Source organism: Pseudomonas sp. LBUM1672, assembly GCF_059695655.1.
Genome location: NZ_CP166781.1, coordinates 3188087 through 3206250, shown reverse-complemented (window position 1 = coordinate 3206250; position 18164 = coordinate 3188087). Strand labels below are relative to the sequence as shown.

The window sequence follows — 18164 nt, the reverse complement described above, 5'->3', positions numbered from 1 at the left end:
CCATGAGGCTGATTGTTATTGGAGTCACCAAATCATCACCATCCGAGCGCTATTGATAAATACCGTAACTCCCATACATGCCATTACGAGTGTGAATATTACTGCACGGGATGAGCCGTCATTGGCCAGAAGAGCTCGTCCTTGAGCTCGCTTTTTTCTGCAATCGTTACTGCGGCACCGGTTGCTTGGATGATGCGGCTTGACGGCCTGGAGAGTTCTGAATCAGAAACACCAGAACAGCGATGGCCCCTATCAGACCGGGCACTGCGAAGATAAGAAAGCTCGCCTGCAGCGGCAATGAAGAAGCGTGCAGTGCGCCCCCTAACAAAGGCCCGATGATGGCGCCGGTGCGACCGACGCCCATCGCCCAACCAAGTCCTGTAGACCGTATGTGCGCGGGGTAATACTGCACCGTGCAAGCGTTAGCCAGGATCTGCGTGCCAATGGTGCACGCCCCTGCGATAGCGATGAGCAGATACAGAACCGGTAACGGCGCCTTGAGCGCCAAAAGGCTCAGGGCTAACGCGCCGCAACTGAAAAACACGAACAAGACCTTGGCGATTCCAATCCGGTCGCCCAGCCATCCTCCGGCCACCGCCCCAACAATCGCGCCGCCGTTGAGCGCTACCAGAAACGCCAGGCTGGAGTTCAACCCATAGCCTGCTGCACTCATGAGTTTTGGCAGCCAGGAGCTCAATGCATAAACCATCAGCAAACAACAGAAAAACGCCAACCACAGCATGAAGGTGTTCAACTTGCGCCCGTCCTGGAACAGCTGTGCAATCGACACGGTCGTGCCTTTGGCGACCATCTGGTTCAACTGGTCATTGGCGCTTGGTTCATAAGACAGCGCGGCTTGTGCCAACAGGTTTTGCGCCTTGACGGTCTGCCCGGTGCGCAACAGGAAATCCATCGACTCAGGCAACTGTCGTATCAGCAATGGCAACGCCAACAGAGGAATCAGCGCCACATAAAACACCGCTTGCCATCCCCACTGCGGGATCAGCACCATGCCCAGGCCCGCCGATAGCATTCCGCCTAACGAGTAGCCACTGAACATGATCGCGACCAACGTACTGCGGGATTTCTTTGGCGCGTACTCGTTCATCAACGCGACAACGTTGGGCATTACACCCCCGATCCCAAGACCGGCGATGAATCGGCACAAGGCAAACGCTTCGGGGCTGCGTGCCAGGCCATTGATCGCTGTGACGGCGCTGAAGATGGCGACACACATCATGATGGTTTTGCGTCGGCCTATACGATCCGACAGTGAACCGAAAAACAGCGCACCCAGCATCATGCCCACCAGCGCACAGCTACCTAACGCACCCGCCTGTAACGAACTGAGGCCCCACTCGGCCATCAGTGAGGGCAATACGACCCCATAGATGACCAAATCGTAGCCGTCGAAAATGATGATAAGCGCGCACCAGAACAGCACGCGCGCATGGAAAGCATTGAAACGTGCCCCGTCAATCAGGGCTGAGACATCAATCGTACGCATGGCATCGCTCTTCTTGTCATTGTTATAGAGCCGGAGGATCGGATGCCTCCGGAAATTGCGCGGTGCCCAATGGTGTTTCGTAGAGCGTTCAGCACTGGACATGGATTCAATCATGGGCAAACCATCACCCCTGATAAATGCAGCCAGGCGAATACGCATTATTTCGAACGTGAATAAAGATCGAAGGGTAGTAAAAGCCCCATCGATCTCACGATGGACGCGGCGGTCTGGCACTTGTTAGGCTTTGGCTCTTGGGCGGCAATTTCAGCGCGGTGCAGACCCAACGGCGGGCAAAGACTTATAGCCCTTATGAGCGCGTAATCTGCACGAGGCGTTATGGAATTACGTGAGCTGGATCTCAATCTACTTCTGGTGTTTAACCAACTGCTGATTGACCGCCGGGTATCAACGGCGGCGGATAGCCTTGAGTTGACCCAGCCCGCTGTCAGCAACGCGTTAAAACGGCTGCGTGTCACGTTGAACGACGAGCTGTTCGTTCGCACTTATCAAGGAATGGAGCCCACGCCCTATGCCCGGCAGTTGGCTGAGCCGGTTGCACTGGCCATCCAGACGTTGCGTGATGCGCTGAGCCGACAGGACACGTTCGATCCGCTCAACTGCAGTCGTCGATTTACGATGGCAATGACCGACATTGGTGAAATTTACTTCATGCCGCGACTGATGGACGCTCTGGCTGAACGCGCTCCGGGTTGCTCGATCAGTACGCTACGCAACACCTCCGACACCTTGGCCGAAGGTTTGCAGAACGGCGCGATCGACCTCGCCGTTGGATTACTGCCGCACCTGCAAGCCGGCTTTTTTCAGCAGCGCCTGTTTCACCATCGTTACGTCTGCATTTGCCGCAAGGACCACCCGGCTACCAGGGAGCCGCTAACGCTTGAGCGTTTTTGCAGTTATGACCACGTTCGCGTCGTAGCGGCGAACACAGGTCACGGCGAAGTCGATACGTTTCTGGCGCGGGCCGGCATCGAGCGCAACATACGCCTGGAGGTTCCCCATTTCGTCGCAGTCGGTCACATCCTTCAACGCACCGACTTAATGGCAACAGTGCCTGAACGGTTCGCCAGCAGTTGCGAACAACCCTTTGGGCTCGTGGTTCTACCGACGCCAGTGGAACTGCCTAACATCGAAATAAATTTGTTCTGGCATGCACGCTATAACAAGGACCCGGCCAATCGTTGGCTTCGCCAGCTGATGTTCGAGCTGTTTTCTGATTAGGTGGCAAAGGTCGCCTCTCTCCACCGGCATGGGGCGAAGGCCCTGACTCTTGCTTGGCTCTTCTCAATACCCCGTCGCCTGCCGATACTGCCGAGGCGTAAATCCAGTCAATGCCTTGAACTGCCGAGTGAACGCACTGTGGTCGGTATAGCCGCACTGCAGTGCCACGTCGGTAATCGGAATCTCGGTGTGTAGCAAACGGTGTGCGTGTTCCAGGCGAACCTTTTGAATCATCTGTCGCGGCGTCAGGTGGAACACGCGTTTGCAATACCTTTCCAGTTGCGCCACTGAAATGCCGGCGATGCGTGTGAGTTCGCCCAAGGTGATGCGGCGATTGAAGTGCGCGCGAATGTGTTCATCCACGGCGGCCAGGCGCTGATAAGCCGGATGTGTGTCACTGGCCGATTGCAGGTCGACCGAAATTCCTGCCAGGCCAATGATTTCGCCTTGGCGGTTATACAGCGGGCGTTTATGCGTCAGGCACCAACCGGGCTCTCGACTGCCGTACAAGTGCAATTCCAGTTGGTCTTCCAGGACAAAGCCTTGTTCCAGTACACGACGGTCCTGTTCGGTGTAGCCCGGCCCCAATTGTTCTGGAAAAACTTCGGCGCTGGTTTTCCCCAGCAGCGGTTGCAACTGTTTCAGCCCACAGCGCTGCACCAGCGTGCTGTTGGCCATGACATAGCGCGCCTTGATGTCTTTGATAAAGATCGCGGCATTGGGGATCACATCCAGCATCGGCAACAGAAGTGCCACGCCCGCCAGTAATGCTTCGAGGGTATCGGGACGATTCTGGTCGTTTCCCTGGCACAGGATCGCCAATGCGTTCTGCGTCATCAATCTTGATCTCCCACTGAAAAAACACGCTTGCGCCCTCTTCGCTCAGCACGTTGTCCAGTGCCTTTCAGCGGCGTTATTGAGGCGCGCGCAGGCAGATTGCCCCAAGGCTTACCCCGTGTCGAGCTGATAGGAACATAGCCGGATCAGCCATCCGCATTGTGCTGATTTCGTCATTCGCATCCATGCAAAACATCAATCGCCAGCGTCCTGACGCGTTCACTCTATCGCCATTGCATGCACACCTGCCTATCCAATAACTCACAAGAAGGCGACGCTATGTCAGGCAAAGGCAAGTTCAAAAAACAACTTTCGTTGATGGACCTAACGTTTATCGGCTTGGGCGCCATTTTCGGTTCCGGCTGGTTGTTTGCAGCCAGTCACGTCTCTGCGATTGCGGGGCCGGCCGGTATATTTTCCTGGCTCTTGGGCGGCTTTGCCGTCCTGCTGCTGGGCATTGTTTATTGCGAATTGGGGGCGGCGCTGCCGCGTGCCGGGGGCGTGGTTCGTTATCCGGTCTATTCCCATGGTCCGTTGCTCGGCTACCTGATGGGCTTTATCACACTGATCGCTTTCACCAGCCTGGTGGCGATCGAAGTGGTCGCCTCTCGCCAGTACGCCGCTGCCTGGTTTCCAGAGCTGACCAAGACCGGTTCGAGCGATCCGACAATCATCGGCTGGCTCGTGCAATTCGGCTTGCTCTGCCTGTTTTTCCTGCTCAACTACCGGAGTGTGAAGACCTTCGCCATGGCCAATAACCTGGTCAGTGTGTTCAAGTTCATCGTCCCGCTGCTGGTCATCGGTGTGCTGTTCACCTTCTTCAAACCGGAGAACTTCCAGGCTCAGGGCTTCGCGCCATTCGGCCTGTCGGGCATCGAGATGGCGGTGTCCGCCGGCGGTGTGATCTTCGCTTACCTGGGACTGACACCGATCATCTCGGTGGCCAGCGAAGTGAAGAATCCGCAACGGACCATTCCGATCGCACTGATCCTGTCCGTGCTGCTGTCCACCTTGATCTATGTGCTATTGCAGGTCGCTTTCCTCGGCGGCGTACCCACCGAGATGCTGGCCAACGGCTGGGCCGGGGTGGCCAAGGAACTGGCCCTTCCTTATCGCGACATCGCCCTGGCGCTGGGCGTGGGCTGGTTGGCCTACCTCGTGGTCGCCGACGCGGTGATCTCCCCCAGCGGTTGCGGCAACATCTACATGAACGCGACACCGCGAGTGATCTACGGCTGGGCGCGAACCGGCACCTTCTTCAAGGTCTTCACCCGCATCGACGAAAAGTCCGGCATTCCACGCCCGGCGCTGTGGCTGACCTTTGCCCTGTCTGTGTTCTGGACCCTGCCCTTTCCTTCATGGGAAGCCCTGATCAATGTGGTATCCGCAGCGCTGGTGTTGAGCTATGCCGTCGCGCCGGTATCTGTTGCCGCGCTGCGTCGCAATGCGCCGGATATGCCGCGCCCGTTCAGGGTCAAGTGGATGAGCGTCCTCGGTCCATTGTCATTCGTCATCGCGGCGCTGATCGTCTACTGGTCGGGCTGGAGCACCGTGTCATGGCTGCTGGGCCTGCAGATTCTGATGTTCGTCGTGTACCTGATGTGTGGTCGTTTTGTGCCGACCCAGCATCTGAGCCTGACCCAACAAGTACGCTCGTCCGCATGGCTGATCGGCTTCTACGCCGTGACCATCGTGCTCTCCAAACTCGGCAGCTTCGGTGGCCTGGGCGTCCTCAGCCATCCCTTCGACACTCTGGTCGTGGCGGTCTGCGCACTGGGCATCTATTGCTGGGGCGCGGCGACTGGCGTTCCGGCGCATCTGGTCCGTCTGGAATCCGAGGACGATGAAAGCGAAGCCGATTTGACTCGCGCCGACACCACAACGTCCCAGCGCCCTGCCCCTGCTCACTTCTAAAGGATAGGTTTATGAAACGGGTTCATGTCATTGACTCCCACACCGGCGGCGAACCGACTCGCCTGGTGATGAGCGGCTTTCCCCAGCTGCCCGGCCAGACCATGGTCGAGAAACGCGATGCCCTGCGCGATCAGCATGACCACTGGCGCCGAGCCTGCCTGTTGGAGCCCCGTGGCAACGATGTGCTGGTCGGCGCGCTGTATTGCGAGCCGGTCTCGCCGGATGCGACTTGCGGCGTGATCTTCTTCAACAATGCCGGTTATCTCGGCATGTGCGGTCACGGCACCATCGGCCTGGTCAACTCGTTGCACTACCTGGGGCACATCGCCCCCGGCGTGCACAAGATCGACACCCCCGTCGGCCCGGTCAGCGCCACCCTGCATGACGACGGCACCGTGACCCTGCGCAACGTGCCCGCCTACCGTTACCGTCAACAGGTGTCGGTGGAAGTCCCCGGACACGGCTGCGTTTATGGCGATATCGCCTGGGGCGGTAACTGGTTTTTCCTGGTCTCCGACCACCGGCAGGTGCTGCAACTCGACAACGTCGAAGCCCTCACCGAATACACCTGGGCGATGCTCAAAGCCCTTGAAGCCCAGGGCATTCACGGCGAAGACGGCGCCCTCATCGACCATGTCGAATTGTTCGCCGACGACGACCAGGCCGACAGCCGCAACTTCGTCATGTGCCCGGGCAAGGCTTACGACCGCTCGCCCTGCGGCACTGGCACCAGCGCCAAACTGGCGTGCCTGGCGGCCGATGGAAAACTGGCCGCCGGTGAGCCTTGGGTGCAAGCGAGCATCACTGCCAGCCAATTCGTCGGCAGCTATGAATGGGAAGGCGAACGTGTCCGCCCGTTCATTACCGGCCAGGCCTTCATGACCGCCGACAGCACGCTGCTGATCGACGAACAAGATCCCTTCGCGTGGGGCATTTGAGCGACCACGCGGCACTTCCCTCAATCCATTTGAATGAACGCTTCAAGGAGTTACAACAATGAGCGATAGCATCTTCACTGGCTGCATTCCTGCCCTGATGACCCCCTGCACGGCCGAGCGCAAACCGGACTTCGACGCGCTGGTGGCCAAAGGTCGCGAACTGATTGATATCGGCATGAGTGCGGTCGTGTATTGCGGTTCCATGGGTGACTGGCCCCTGCTTACCGAAGGCGAGCGTCAGGAAGGCGTGGCCCGCCTGGTTGCCGCCGGCGTTCCGACGATTGTCGGTACTGGCGCGGTCAATAGCCGGGAAGCGATTTCCCACGCCGCCCATGCGGCCAAAGTCGGCGCCCATGGTCTGATGGTGATCCCGCGCGTTCTGTCCCGGGGCGCCTCTCCGGCCGCGCAAAAAGCTCACTTCTCCGCCATCCTGAAGGCGGCCCCGAATCTGCCGTCGGTGATCTACAACAGCCCTTACTATGGGTTCGCCACCCGTGCGGATCTGTTCTTCGAACTGCGTCGCGAACACCCGAACCTGATCGGCTTCAAAGAGTTCGGCGGTGCCGCCGACCTGCGCTACGCCGCCGAGAACATCACGTCCAAGGACGATGACGTCACCCTGATGGTCGGTGTCGATACTCAAGTGGTACACGGTTTCGTCAACTGCAATGCCACCGGCGCCATCACCGGGATCGGCAACGCGCTGCCCCGCGAAGTGCTGCAATTGGTCGCCCTGAGCAAGCAGGCAGCCAAAGGCGACGCCAAGGCTCGTCGCCTGGCGAGGGAGCTGGAATCGGCGCTGGCCGTCCTGTCGTCCTTTGATGAAGGCTGCGACCTGGTGCTCTATTACAAGCACTTGATGGTGCTCAATGGCGACAAGGAATACACGCTGCATTTCAACGAGACCGATGCGCTCAGCGATGCCCAGCGTCATTACGCCGAGAACCAGTACACGTTGTTCCGCCAGTGGTACAAAAACTGGTCGGCAGAACAGAACGTCGCCTGATCTAACCTGAACGCGCCCGCTGTGAAACCACAGCGGGCCACCCTCTTTTCCAGGAAAGCGCCATGACTCTGACAGGCCAGATGCTGATTGGTCAGCACGCCATTACCGGCACTCGCGAAGCGATCCGGGCGATCAATCCCGCCACCGACAAACCGCTCGAACCGGCCTATCCCGGTGGTACCCACGAGCATGTCGAACAAGCCTGCGCTCTGGCGAGTTCAGCCTTCGACAGCTATCGCGAAACATCACTGGCAGCACGCGCGCAGTTCCTCGAAGCGATTGCCGATGAGATCGAAGCCCTGGGCGATGAGCTGATCGAGCGGGCTGTCGCCGAGACAGGCCTGCCGCGCCCACGGATCCAGGGTGAGCGTGGCCGCTCCTGCCAGCAACTGCGCACCTTTGCCCGTACAGTGCGGGCCGGCGAATGGCTGGATGTTCGGGTCGACACAGCGCTGCCTGAACGCCAACCCCTGCCGCGCCCGGACCTGCGTCAGCGGCAGGTGCCGCTGGGGCCGGTGGCCGTGTTCGGCGCGAGCAATTTTCCGCTGGCGTTTTCGGTCGCTGGCGGTGACACCGCGTCGGCATTGGCCGCCGGTTGTCCGGTGATCGTCAAAGCCCATGGCGCTCACCCCGGCACCAGCGAACTGGTGGGCCGCGCGGTGACCCGGGCCGTGGCGAAATGTGAACTGCACGAAGGCGTGTTCTCGCTGCTGTTCGGTTCTGGCCGCGAAGTGGGTATCGCTCTGGTCACGGACCCGCGTATCAAGGCTGTAGGTTTCACCGGTTCGCGCAGTGGCGGCATCGCGTTGTGCCAGGCGGCCCAGGCACGTCCCGAACCCATTCCGGTGTACGCGGAAATGAGCTCGATAAACCCGGTGTTGCTGTTCCCGACTGCCCTGGAATCCCGCGCCGAAGCGTTGGCCCAAGGGTTTGTCGCCTCCCTGACCCAAGGCGCTGGACAGTTCTGCACCAACCCCGGCCTGGTGATTGCCCGTCAAGGTCCGGCCCTTGATCGTTTCATCAACGCGGCGGCGGACCTCGTCCGGCGCAGCCCCGCGCAGACCATGCTCACGCCCGGGATCTTCAATGCTTATGAGGCAGGCGTCGGTTCGATGCTTCAACGTGTCGAGGCGTCCGCCAACGGCCTTGAGGGTGAAACGCCGAACCAGTGCCAGGCCCATCTGTTCGTCACTCAGGCACAGGATTTCCTTGCCGACACGATGTTGCAGGCAGAAATGTTCGGTGCCGCATCGCTGATCGTGCAATGTGCCGACGACCACCAAATCCGCCAGGTCATCGAACACCTTGAAGGTCAGCTGACCGCCACCCTGCACCTGGATGACGCCGATCTGCCAAGCGCCCAAGCGTTATTGCCTGCACTGGAACGCAAGGCCGGTCGCCTGCTGGTCAACGGCTGGCCAACCGGTGTCGAGGTGTGCGACGCCATGGTCCACGGCGGTCCCTTCCCGGCCACCTCCGACTCGCGCACGACCTCGGTCGGTACGGCGGCCATCCTGCGGTTCCTGCGGCCGGTCTGTTATCAGGATTTCCCGGATGCCTTGCTGCCTACGGCGCTCAAGCACAGCAATCCATTGCAGTTGCGTCGCCTGCTCGATGGCCAGAGGGAAACCCCTGAAAATGTCTGACTCCCCCGCTGCAAACAACCCGCACGACAACGCGGATGTCGCCGTGGTCGGCGCCGGCATCATCGGCGTCGCCTGCGCCCTGCGACTGGCACGCCAGGGTCTGCGAGTGGTGGTCATCGACCAGCAGGACCCCGGCCGGGGCGCCTCGTTCGGCAATGCCGGGCATCTGGCGACCGAACAGGTGTTTCCAATCGCCGACCTGTCCATCCTCAAGCGCCTGCCCGGCATGCTCATGGACCCGATGGGCCCGCTGCGCCTGGACTGGAAATACCTGCCGCGCGCCCTGCCCTGGTTCACGCGCCTGTTGCTGAATCTGCGCCCGGCTCCCTTCCAGCGGACCGTGGCCGGTATCCGTGCGCTCAATGAAAACAGCCTTGGCGCCTGGCACCGCCTGCTGGGGGACATTGCTCGCCCCGACCTGCTGCGTGAGGACGGCTCGTTGTTGGTGTTCGAGCGCGCCGATTCGCGTCAGGCGATCGAAGCGCTAGAGGCACGGATGCGTCATCAACAGGTGCCGGTCGACTTTTGGGACACCAACGCCGTTCGCGAGGCAGCGCCACAACTCAGCGAGGGGATTCAGGGCGGGCTGTTCTTTCCGCGCACCGGGCATTTTCTCGACCCTTACCGGGTGGTTTGCGAACTGGTCCATGCCGCCAAGGCCGGCGGCGTGCATTTCCTCAAGCAGCAGGTTCTGGGCGCAAACCTGCAGGAGAACGGCGTCTCTCTCATCACCGACCAGGGCCGTTTGACCGCCCGCCAGACCCTGATCGCTTGCGGTGCGCACTCCGCGAAGCTGACGGCAGCCCTGACCGGCAAAAAGGTACCGTTGGATACCGAGCGCGGCTATCACCTGATGTTGCCCCATGAACACGGGCGGTTGCCGTTCGCCGTCACCTCGCTGGAGCGCAAGTTCATCATGACCCCGATGGCCGATGGACTGCGATTGGCTGGCACCGTCGAGTTCGCCGGCCTTGACCGGCCTGCGGTGATGGAACGCGCCTGGCAGTTGCACCGGTTGAGTGACGGCCTGTTCAAGCGCGATTTGAACGCCGAGGCTGCCACGCCGTGGATGGGCTTTCGCCCCTCCTTGCCGGACTCCCTGCCGATCATCGACCGGGTGTGCGACGGCAAGGTGCTGCTCGCCTTCGGTCACCAGCACCTGGGCCTGACGCAGGCCGCGGTCACTGCCGAACTCATCGCGCAACTGGCTTCGCCGGCGACCGCTGCCGATGGGTTACCAGCCATTGATCCGTACCGTCTGGATCGATTCTGAGACACACCCGCCGCCGGGCGGGTGTGGCAAGTTTTGAGCACTGACTTACACTGCGTACACCCACGGCAATCCGGGCATCAAGCAATGATCTGGGTGAAGCCAACATGAAAACGGTCACGGCCCTTTTCACCTGTCTGCTCGCTGCCAGCGTGTGCGCGGCGGTGAGCACCTGCGCCAATGCAGCCCCCCCTCCCGGCATCGACTGCACCCAGGCAAAAGCCTCCGTCGAAAAGCTGATCTGTCGCGATCCGCAACTGATGCAGATGGACAATGAACTGACGCGCCTTTATCGATTGGCACTCACGGATCAACGCTCAGTGCCGCCCCCGGACAGCATCATCATCGACCAGCAGTTCTGGATCGCGGCCCGCAACGAGTGTGCCTCGGGACCGGAGCAAAAAGCCTGCATCATCCGAAGTTATGCCGAGCGCGCGCACCTGCTGCGCCAAGGCTCGGCCATTGTCCGAACCAAGGATCCGGACCGACTCACCGAAGGCCCCCTGGCGTATCGTTGCGCAGGGTTAAACGCGCTGATTGCCGCCACCTTCTTCAGCACACAACCGGGTGTCGTGTACCTGAAATGGGCCAACACCGCGATCACCCTGAACCAGGTACCGAGCGAATCAGGCACCCGCTATACCGGCAAGGATTACCAGGGTAACTACAGTTTCTGGCAGGACGGCGGCGTGGTGCTTTTCCAGAAACCAGGCTCACGGGAAATGAGTTGCACCGTCGAGCCGGTCGGCTGATGGCCTTGGCGCAAGACCACCCACCGTCTCAATGCCCGCGAATGTAATGCTCCAGCTGCCGAATCAGATCGGCCTGCTCGACGATGGCTTCCTTGACCAGATCGCCAATCGACAACAGGCCGATCAGTTCACCGTCGTCCACCACCGGCAAATGACGCAGATGGCTGTCGGTCATGACTTCCATGCAGCGCTCGATGCTCTGCTGACTCGGCGCCGTCACCACCGGCGCGCTCATGATGTCACGCACCGGCGTGCCCACGGAAGAACGCCCCTGCAACACGACCTTGCGGGCGTAATCGCGCTCGCTGATCACCCCGACCACCTGGCCTTTCTCGATGACGGGAAGTGCCCCGACGTTCTTTTCGGCCATGAGCTTCAAGGCGTCCAGCACCATCTCGTCAGGCGCGATGCTGTGCACCTGACGGTTTTGCACGACCTTGAGTTTGAGCAGCTGTGCGGCTGTTTTCATACATGCCTCCAATGCCGTTAATGACCGTCAAACCACCCCGACTTCCACCACCCCGCCGTTCAACCGCACTGGCCAGACCCGCAAACGCTGTTGCGGGTACTCCAGGCAACTGCCGTCCTCAAGCCGGAAATGCTGTTTGTAGATCGGCGACGCAACCACCAGATCACCCTTGATGCTGCCAATCAGGCCGCGGCCGATGACATTCGCCCCGGATTGCGGGTCATGGTTGTCGATGGCGAAAAGGGTCTTGCCCTCAGCGCCTGGCAGGTAGAACAGCGCCACTTGCGCGCCGTCGAGCCACACGACCACGCCGGAGTTGCTGACCAGGTCCTGTTGTTCGCACACGGTTTGCCAGGCGTCGGCGGTTTCCAGGGAAGCGATGCGGCGGGTAGTGGGCTGGCTCATCAGGCAATCTCCTCGGTGACAGGGATAAGGTTGAGTTCGGCGGCCATAATCGGGCGCCGCTGGCCGCGTTCCTGGACAAAGTGGATGTCCGGGTCCGGGCGTTTATCGTTAACGAAGGTGCGGAAACGCTTGAGTTTTTCCGGGTCCTTGAGGGCGTTGGCCCACTCGCATTCATAACGGTCGACCACCAACTGCATCTGCGATTCGAGCTCTTCACCCAGGCCAAGGCTGTCGTGGATGATCACGTCCTTGAGGAAGTCGAGGCCGCCTTCCAGGCTTTCACGCCATACCGAAGTACGCTGCAATTTGTCGGCGGTGCGGATGTAGAACATCAGGAAGCGGTCGATGTAGCGGATCAGGGTTTCATCGTCCAGGTCAGTGGCAAACAGCTCGGCGTGACGCGGGCGCATGCCGCCGTTGCCGGCGATGTAAAGGTTCCAGCCTTTCTCGGTGGCGATCACGCCGACGTCTTTGCTCTGGGCTTCGGCGCATTCCCGGGTGCAACCGGACACCGCGAACTTGAGCTTGTGCGGCGAGCGCAGGCCTTTGTAGCGATCCTCGATGGTCAGCGCCATTTGCACGCTGTCCTGCACGCCGTAACGGCACCAGGTGCTGCCGACGCAAGACTTCACCGTGCGAGTCGATTTACCGTAGGCATGCCCGGTTTCGAAGCCCGCTTCAATCAGCTCGGCCCAGATGTCCGGCAACTCGTGCAACTGCGCGCCAAACAGGTCGATGCGCTGGCCGCCAGTGATTTTGGTGTAGAGGTCGTATTTCTTCGCCACCACGCCGATGGCGATCAGTTTGTCGGCGGTGATCTCGCCACCGGGGATGCGCGGCACCACCGAATAGGTGCCGTTTTTCTGCATGTTGGCCATGAACGTATCGTTGGTGTCCTGCAACGGCACCAGTGAGGCGTCCATGATCGGCTGGTTCCAGCACGACGCGAGGATCGAGCCCACCGCCGGCTTGCACACGTCGCAACCGGTGTGACCGCGGCCATGCTTGGCAAGCAGTTCTTCGAAGGTGATGACGCCTTCAACCCGTACCAGCGCATAAAGCTCCTGACGGGTGTAGGCAAAGTGTTCGCACAGGCTCTTGTCGACGCTGACGCCACGGGCGATCAGCTCATGCTCGAACACTTGCTTGAGCAACCCGGCACAACCGCCGCATCCGGTGCAGGCCTTGGTTTGCGACTTGAGCAGGCCGAGGTCGGTGCAGCCACCGTCGATGGCCGAGCAGATGGAACCCTTGGTGACGTTGTGGCACGAGCACACCGTGGCCGACTCAGGCAATGCGCCCGGGCCCAGGGTTGGCGCGCCTTCGGACGACGGCAGAATCAGGCTCGCAGGTTCCGCCGGCAGTGCGATCGCGTTCTGCATGTATTGCAGCAGCGTGTCGTAATAGCTGTTGTCACCGACCAGCACCGCGCCAAGCACATGTTTGCCGGTCGCATCCACCACCAGGCGGCGGTAGCTGGCGGTGGTTTCGTCGATGAACTGATAACTGCGCGAGCCCGGTGTGCTGCCGTGCGCATCGCCGATGGAGCCGACGTCGACGCCCAGCAGCTTGAGCTTGGTCGACATGTCCGCACCCATGAACGGCTCGGCGGCTTCGTTGCACAACAGTGCAGCAACACCGCGGGCCATCTGGTAACCCGGGGCGACCAGGCCAAAGATGCTGCCGTTCCACGCGGCGCACTCGCCGATGGCGTAGATGTGCGGATCGCTGGTCAGGCATTGGTTGTCAATCACCACACCGCCACGCGGGCCGACTTCCAGCGAGCTCTGGCGGGCCAAGGTGTCTTGGGCGCGGATACCGGCGGAAAACACGATCAGGTCGGTTTCAAGGAATTCGTCATTGGCGAAATTCATCCGATAGCGGTATTCCTCACCGGCGCTGATCGATTGAGTGCCGCGTGACAGGTGCACACCGACGCCGAGGCGTTCGATCTGTGCCTTGAGCGCACGACCGCCCTGCTCGTCCAGCTGCACCGGCATCAAGCGCGGGGCGAATTCCACCACATGGGCTTCCAGGCCCAGGCTTTTCAGGGCATTGGCGGCTTCCAGCCCGAGCAAGCCACCGCCGACGACCACGCCGCGTCGGGCATTGGACGCAGCGGCACGGATCGCATCGAGGTCTTCAAGGGTGCGGTACACCAGGCGCGAATCGCCCTCGGCGCCTTCGATTGGCGGCACAAATGGGTAGGACCCGGTGGCCAGGACCAGTTTGTCGTAAGCGACGCAGCCTTGGGCGGTGATCAGTTGGCGTTGGGCGCGGTCGATTTCCAGGACCGGCACACCCAAATGCAAGGTGACGCCCGGGGTCTGGTACAGCGAAGCTTCGCCCAAGGCGAGCGATTCGGCATCACGGCCGGTGAAGTATTCGGAAAGGTGCACGCGGTCGTAGGCACGCATCGGCTCCTCGCTGAAGACGTGCAGCCGATAGTGATCAAGCGCCCCGCGCTCGATCAGCTGTTCGACACAATGGTGTCCGACCATGCCGTTACCGATCACGATCAGCGTTTGCAGCTTGTTCAACGCGGCCACATTGGAATTCATAAGAAGCACCCGGCTAAGCCCATCACGGTTCAAAAAGCAAAAAAAAACGCCTGAAACCTTGCGGTTCCAGGCGTCTTTGCCTGTTCTTTTGCGGTGTTGAAACCAGACGTCTATGCCTGACCCACCGATGTTGCCCACGAATCGATCGTCGTTGACCGAGGGGGCTGCCCACTCGACTGCGTTTACGGTGGGCCTGATCGATGTAATGCAGCGATTGTGCCAAGCGCTGAATATCAGTGTTTTAAGGCTTGCGCCGGGGTTTGTCAGGGATCGGTTCTGCCGTTTCTGCCTTGGCGTAGTGCATGACGCACCACGAAAGCTTTATAAAAGTGCATTACAGATACCAGCGATACTCCCGGGCACTGATCTCCTGCATGAACGCCAGATGATCCTGGCGCTTGTTCTCGCAATACACGTCGACGAACTCCGCACCCAGCCCTTCGCGCAGCTGCGGTTGATGCTGCATGGCGCGCACCGCTTCGAGCATCTCCAGCGGAAAGTCGACCCCGCTGCTGCGGTCTTCGTTGAGCGGCAGGATCGGTTCGTTGCCCGCTTCCAGGCCATGCTCGAGTCCCACCAGAATCGCCGCCAGCACCAGATACGGGTTGGCATCGGCACCCGACAGGCGATGTTCGATGCGCAGGTTTTTCGCATCGGATTCCGGAATGCGCAGGCACGCATCACGATCCTCGAAGCCCCAGCTCGCCCGCGTGGCGATGTTAGTCGTGCCGCCCAGACGACGAAAAGCATTCTGGTTCGGTGCGAAGATCGGCATGCAATGCGGCAGCAATTCCAGACAGCCTGCCACGGCATGACGCAGAGATTGCTGCTGATTCGCGGCGAGGATGTTGTTGCCGGCTGCGTCGTAAAGGCTGACGTGCACATGCATGCCGCTGCCCGGGTGCTGCAAGTAAGGCTTGGCCATGAAACTGGCGCGGTAGCCGTGTTTCAGGGACACGCCCCGGGTGCTGCGACAAAACAACGCCGCCCAGTCCGCCGCGCGCAAACCATCATCGAGATGGCCGAAATTGATTTCGAACTGGCCCGGGCCGAGTTCGGCGGTGATCACCGTGGTGTCGATGCCTTGCGCCTGCGACGTCTCGACCATGTCATCAAGCACCGGCGCAAAGCGCGACAGGCGCTCGATGTGCATGTTCGGTTGATCGTCGGCATCGTCGGTCAGGTCATCCCGGGGAAACTGCGGCAGCCCGTCGCGCAGCTTTTTATCGAACAGATAGAACTCGAGTTCGAATGCCACCACCGGATGAATGCCCTTGCCGGCGAGCCGGTCCAACACCTGCGCCAGCACCTGGCGCGGTTCGAACACGATCGGTTGCTCGGTGCCGTCCGAGGTGATCAGCATTTGCCCCAGCGGTTGCGCTTCCCAGCTCACCGGTTTGAGTGTGCCCGGCACCAGGCGGCGCAGCGCATCCGGGTCGCCGTCGTTAAAGCAGTAGTCGCCAATCTTGAACAATCCACCTTGTACACCCAGCAGCACGCAGTTTTGCGGCAGCTTCAGCGCGCTGCCGGCCGCGACCTTTTCCAGCATTTCAACGGGATAGCGCTTGCCGTAGAAGTGCCCCGGAATGTCCAGGGAAATCAGGTCGACATAACGTACATCAGGGTGGCGTTGGCGAAAGGCGCGCACCTCGGCCAGCAGATCAGCGTCCATCATGGTTGGTCCTATTGTGGTTGTCAGGTGTAGACCCAGAGCACTCGCGTGAGCTGCTCGGTGAGGTTGCCGTAGCGGCAACGGGTATGGCTGTCGAATTGAAAACTGTCGCCGGCCTGCAAAGTGACAGCCTCGTCATCGCCCAGCCACAGCGTCAACTCGCCTTCGAGCACGTATCCGCCCTGCTCCGAGCTGTCACTCAAGTGCCGCTCGCCACTGCTGGCGCCGGTTTCGAGGTGACTTTCGAGCATGGAAAATGAAGCCCGCATTTTCGGCGACACCAGAATGTCGGTGATGCCATTGGCGTAATACAGCGTACGGCGTTCATCCGGCCGGGTGACCCACGGCAGTTCCTTGGGTTTGGGCAGGCTGTAGAAGTAAGTGGTCGGCACGCCCAGGGTTTCGCTGATCGCCGTCAGGTCGGCCACGGTGGGCCGTGACAGGCCGCGTTCGACCTGTGACAGAAAGCCGACGGAACGACCGATCTGGTCGGCCAGGTCCTTCAAGGTGTATTTCTTGTGTTTGCGCAGGTCGTGAATAAGGATTGCCAGCGCAGCGATTTCTTCTTGCTTGTTCATGCCCGGAATTCCGCCAAGTGATTCATCAGATGCTGTCGCGCAGTCGATACCACGCCTTGCCGATGGCTTCCAGCGGCGCGGCCAGGTATTTACCGCCGGGGAAGCTGGGGTTACTCAAGCCCTGATACAACGTCAGTTCATCGCTCTGGCCGAGAATCGCGTCGGACACGGCGCGGGCGGCGGCCAGCGTCGGCAGTACGCCATGCCCGGAGTAACCCTGAAGCCAGTAGCGATCACCCCAACGGCCAATGTCCGGCGTGCGTTTAAGCGTCAGGTCGATATGCCCGCCCCAGGCGAATTCCAGCTCGACACCTTTGAGCTGTGGGAAAACCCGTTCCAGAAATGGCCGGGTCGCACCGGCAATGTCCTTGGGCATGCCGCCCAGGTAAGTGCAGCCGCCGCCGAACAGCAAGCGGTTGTCCGGCGTACGACGGAAATAGTCGAGAACGAACTGGTTGTCGGTGACGCAGACATTGCTCGGCAACAGCGCCGTGGCCTGCTCGGCTGTCAGCGGTGCGGTGGCGACTTGATAAGTGCCCACCGGCAACACGCAACTGGCCAACTGTGGGTCGAGCCGATCGAGATAGGCATTGCTGGCCAGCACCAGCACATCCGCGCGAATCGACCCGTGTTCGGTGTTCACCCGGAACTGACCGCCCTCCTCTCGGTAACTCAACGCCTTGCTTTGTTCATGGATACGCCCGCCCGCATGTTCGATGGCGGTGGCCAGGCCGAGGGCCAGTTTCAACGGATTAAGATGCCCACCCTCGGGGTCATAGAGTCCGGCCTGATAGCGCTCGCTGGCCACCCACTCCGGTAGTTGCTCACGATGGATGAACTGCAAGCCATCGTGGCCCCACTTGTGACTGGCTTCGCGCTGCCACTCGGTGAGCAGACCGACCCGACGGGGCATCACCGATGTCCACAAATGGCCAGCGCGATAATCACAGTCGAAGCCATGGCGAGCCGGCAATTCACGCAGCTCTTGCGCAGCCCAGCGCATGCCGTCCCACAACCGTCGCGCCCGTTCGTAGCCCAGCGCCGCTTCCAGAGGCGGCATGTCGCACGACCAGCCGAGAATCGCCTGCCCGCCATTGCGCCCCGACGCGGCCCACGCCACGCGACTGGCTTCCAGCAGCGTCACGCGTTTGCCGGCCAAGGCCAGGCGCAGCGCGGTATGCAGGCCGCTGAAGCCGGCACCGATGATGACGATCTCGGTGGTTTGCTCACCGGCAAGCGCTGGCCGGGTGGTCAGGCGATCGGCACAACTGTGGGCGTAATAGCTGGCGACATGCTGCGTGGACTGCTGAAACATACAAGCCTCATGAAATTATCTTTTTATAATTTCATGAAAAACTACAGCATAATTT

General features: G+C 60.7%; 15 protein-coding genes. 7 read left to right on the top strand and 8 right to left on the bottom strand.

Annotated elements, in window-relative coordinates:
* Nucleotides 1–166 precede the first annotated feature (166 nt).
* Nucleotides 167–1507, bottom strand: coding sequence for an MFS transporter (locus tag ACA053_RS14555; RefSeq protein WP_497396167.1), 1341 nt, complete (start codon nt 1505–1507; stop codon nt 167–169).
* 336 nt (nt 1508–1843) lie between these two features.
* Here ACA053_RS14555 and ACA053_RS14550 point away from each other — a divergent pair, with 336 nt between their 5' ends.
* Complete coding sequence (locus ACA053_RS14550; protein ID WP_497396084.1) at nt 1844–2746, top strand: LysR family transcriptional regulator; 903 nt, start codon at nt 1844–1846, stop codon at nt 2744–2746.
* Between the two features lie 63 nt (nt 2747–2809).
* Here ACA053_RS14550 and ACA053_RS14545 read toward each other — a convergent pair whose 3' ends face one another.
* Complete coding sequence (locus tag ACA053_RS14545; RefSeq protein WP_497318098.1) at nt 2810–3583, bottom strand: PAS domain-containing protein; 774 nt, start codon at nt 3581–3583, stop codon at nt 2810–2812.
* Between the two features lie 279 nt (nt 3584–3862).
* Here ACA053_RS14545 and ACA053_RS14540 point away from each other — a divergent pair, with 279 nt between their 5' ends.
* The 6 genes from ACA053_RS14540 to ACA053_RS14515 all read left to right on the top strand — a co-directional run bounded on the left by ACA053_RS14540 (nt 3863) and on the right by ACA053_RS14515 (nt 11109).
* Nucleotides 3863–5497 carry an APC family permease gene (locus tag ACA053_RS14540; RefSeq protein ID WP_497318096.1) on the top strand — a complete coding sequence of 545 codons (1635 nt, stop codon included), beginning with the start codon at nt 3863–3865 and terminating at the stop codon, nt 5495–5497.
* Nucleotides 5498–5508: 11 nt separating this feature from the next.
* Complete coding sequence (locus tag ACA053_RS14535) at nt 5509–6435, top strand: 4-hydroxyproline epimerase (protein WP_497318094.1); 927 nt, start codon at nt 5509–5511, stop codon at nt 6433–6435.
* A gap of 58 nt (nt 6436–6493) precedes the next feature.
* Entirely contained in the window at nt 6494–7441 is a 948-nt protein-coding gene (locus ACA053_RS14530; protein WP_109631272.1) for a dihydrodipicolinate synthase family protein, read from the top strand.
* Between the two features lie 62 nt (nt 7442–7503).
* The gene (locus ACA053_RS14525) at nt 7504–9087 is read left to right on the top strand and encodes an aldehyde dehydrogenase (NADP(+)) (RefSeq protein WP_497396082.1); all 1584 of its coding nucleotides are present in this window, start codon (nt 7504–7506) and stop codon (nt 9085–9087) included.
* Complete coding sequence (locus ACA053_RS14520; RefSeq protein ID WP_497396080.1) at nt 9080–10360, top strand: NAD(P)/FAD-dependent oxidoreductase; 1281 nt, start codon at nt 9080–9082, stop codon at nt 10358–10360. Before ACA053_RS14525 ends, ACA053_RS14520 begins: the two co-directional genes overlap by 8 nt.
* 104 nt (nt 10361–10464) lie before the next feature.
* Entirely contained in the window at nt 10465–11109 is a 645-nt protein-coding gene (locus ACA053_RS14515) for an MliC family protein (protein ID WP_497318086.1), read from the top strand.
* Between the two features lie 28 nt (nt 11110–11137).
* On the opposite strand, the gene ACA053_RS14510 is transcribed toward ACA053_RS14515, so the two are convergent.
* The 6 genes from ACA053_RS14510 to ACA053_RS14485 form a co-directional block, all read right to left on the bottom strand.
* Nucleotides 11138–11578 carry a CBS domain-containing protein gene (locus ACA053_RS14510; protein ID WP_109631260.1) on the bottom strand — a complete coding sequence of 147 codons (441 nt, stop codon included), beginning with the start codon at nt 11576–11578 and terminating at the stop codon, nt 11138–11140.
* A 27-nt stretch (nt 11579–11605) separates the two neighbouring features.
* The gene (gene nirD / locus ACA053_RS14505; protein ID WP_497318084.1) at nt 11606–11983 is read right to left on the bottom strand and encodes a nitrite reductase small subunit NirD; all 378 of its coding nucleotides are present in this window, start codon (nt 11981–11983) and stop codon (nt 11606–11608) included.
* Nucleotides 11983–14544 carry a nitrite reductase large subunit NirB gene (nirB, locus tag ACA053_RS14500; protein WP_497396078.1) on the bottom strand — a complete coding sequence of 854 codons (2562 nt, stop codon included), beginning with the start codon at nt 14542–14544 and terminating at the stop codon, nt 11983–11985. The genes nirD and nirB overlap by 1 nt, the downstream gene beginning before the upstream one ends.
* Nucleotides 14545–14878: 334 nt before the next feature.
* The gene (locus ACA053_RS14495) at nt 14879–16219 is read right to left on the bottom strand and encodes a glutamine synthetase family protein (protein WP_497396076.1); all 1341 of its coding nucleotides are present in this window, start codon (nt 16217–16219) and stop codon (nt 14879–14881) included.
* A gap of 20 nt (nt 16220–16239) precedes the next feature.
* On the bottom strand, nt 16240–16794 hold the full coding sequence (locus ACA053_RS14490) for a helix-turn-helix domain-containing protein (protein ID WP_497396074.1): 555 nt from the start codon (nt 16792–16794) through the stop codon (nt 16240–16242).
* A gap of 25 nt (nt 16795–16819) precedes the next feature.
* Nucleotides 16820–18109 carry an NAD(P)/FAD-dependent oxidoreductase gene (locus tag ACA053_RS14485; protein ID WP_497396072.1) on the bottom strand — a complete coding sequence of 430 codons (1290 nt, stop codon included), beginning with the start codon at nt 18107–18109 and terminating at the stop codon, nt 16820–16822.
* Between the last annotated feature and the right edge of the window lie 55 nt (nt 18110–18164).

Excerpts from the sequence above, each read along its gene's own strand:
- ACA053_RS14555 (WP_497396167.1), bottom strand. The coding sequence starts at position 1,507 with ATGCGTACGATTGATGTCTCAGCCCTGATTGACGGGGCACGTTTCAAT.
- ACA053_RS14550 (WP_497396084.1), top strand. The coding sequence starts at position 1,844 with ATGGAATTACGTGAGCTGGATCTCAATCTACTTCTGGTGTTTAACCAA.
- ACA053_RS14545 (WP_497318098.1), bottom strand. The coding sequence starts at position 3,583 with ATGACGCAGAACGCATTGGCGATCCTGTGCCAGGGAAACGACCAGAAT.
- ACA053_RS14540 (WP_497318096.1), top strand. The coding sequence starts at position 3,863 with ATGTCAGGCAAAGGCAAGTTCAAAAAACAACTTTCGTTGATGGACCTA.
- ACA053_RS14535 (WP_497318094.1), top strand. The coding sequence starts at position 5,509 with ATGAAACGGGTTCATGTCATTGACTCCCACACCGGCGGCGAACCGACT.
- ACA053_RS14530 (WP_109631272.1), top strand. The coding sequence starts at position 6,494 with ATGAGCGATAGCATCTTCACTGGCTGCATTCCTGCCCTGATGACCCCC.
- ACA053_RS14525 (WP_497396082.1), top strand. The coding sequence starts at position 7,504 with ATGACTCTGACAGGCCAGATGCTGATTGGTCAGCACGCCATTACCGGC.
- ACA053_RS14520 (WP_497396080.1), top strand. The coding sequence starts at position 9,080 with ATGTCTGACTCCCCCGCTGCAAACAACCCGCACGACAACGCGGATGTC.
- ACA053_RS14515 (WP_497318086.1), top strand. The coding sequence starts at position 10,465 with ATGAAAACGGTCACGGCCCTTTTCACCTGTCTGCTCGCTGCCAGCGTG.
- ACA053_RS14510 (WP_109631260.1), bottom strand. The coding sequence starts at position 11,578 with ATGAAAACAGCCGCACAGCTGCTCAAACTCAAGGTCGTGCAAAACCGT.
- nirD (WP_497318084.1), bottom strand. The coding sequence starts at position 11,983 with ATGAGCCAGCCCACTACCCGCCGCATCGCTTCCCTGGAAACCGCCGAC.
- nirB (WP_497396078.1), bottom strand. The coding sequence starts at position 14,544 with ATGAATTCCAATGTGGCCGCGTTGAACAAGCTGCAAACGCTGATCGTG.
- ACA053_RS14495 (WP_497396076.1), bottom strand. The coding sequence starts at position 16,219 with ATGATGGACGCTGATCTGCTGGCCGAGGTGCGCGCCTTTCGCCAACGC.
- ACA053_RS14490 (WP_497396074.1), bottom strand. The coding sequence starts at position 16,794 with ATGAACAAGCAAGAAGAAATCGCTGCGCTGGCAATCCTTATTCACGAC.
- ACA053_RS14485 (WP_497396072.1), bottom strand. The coding sequence starts at position 18,109 with ATGTTTCAGCAGTCCACGCAGCATGTCGCCAGCTATTACGCCCACAGT.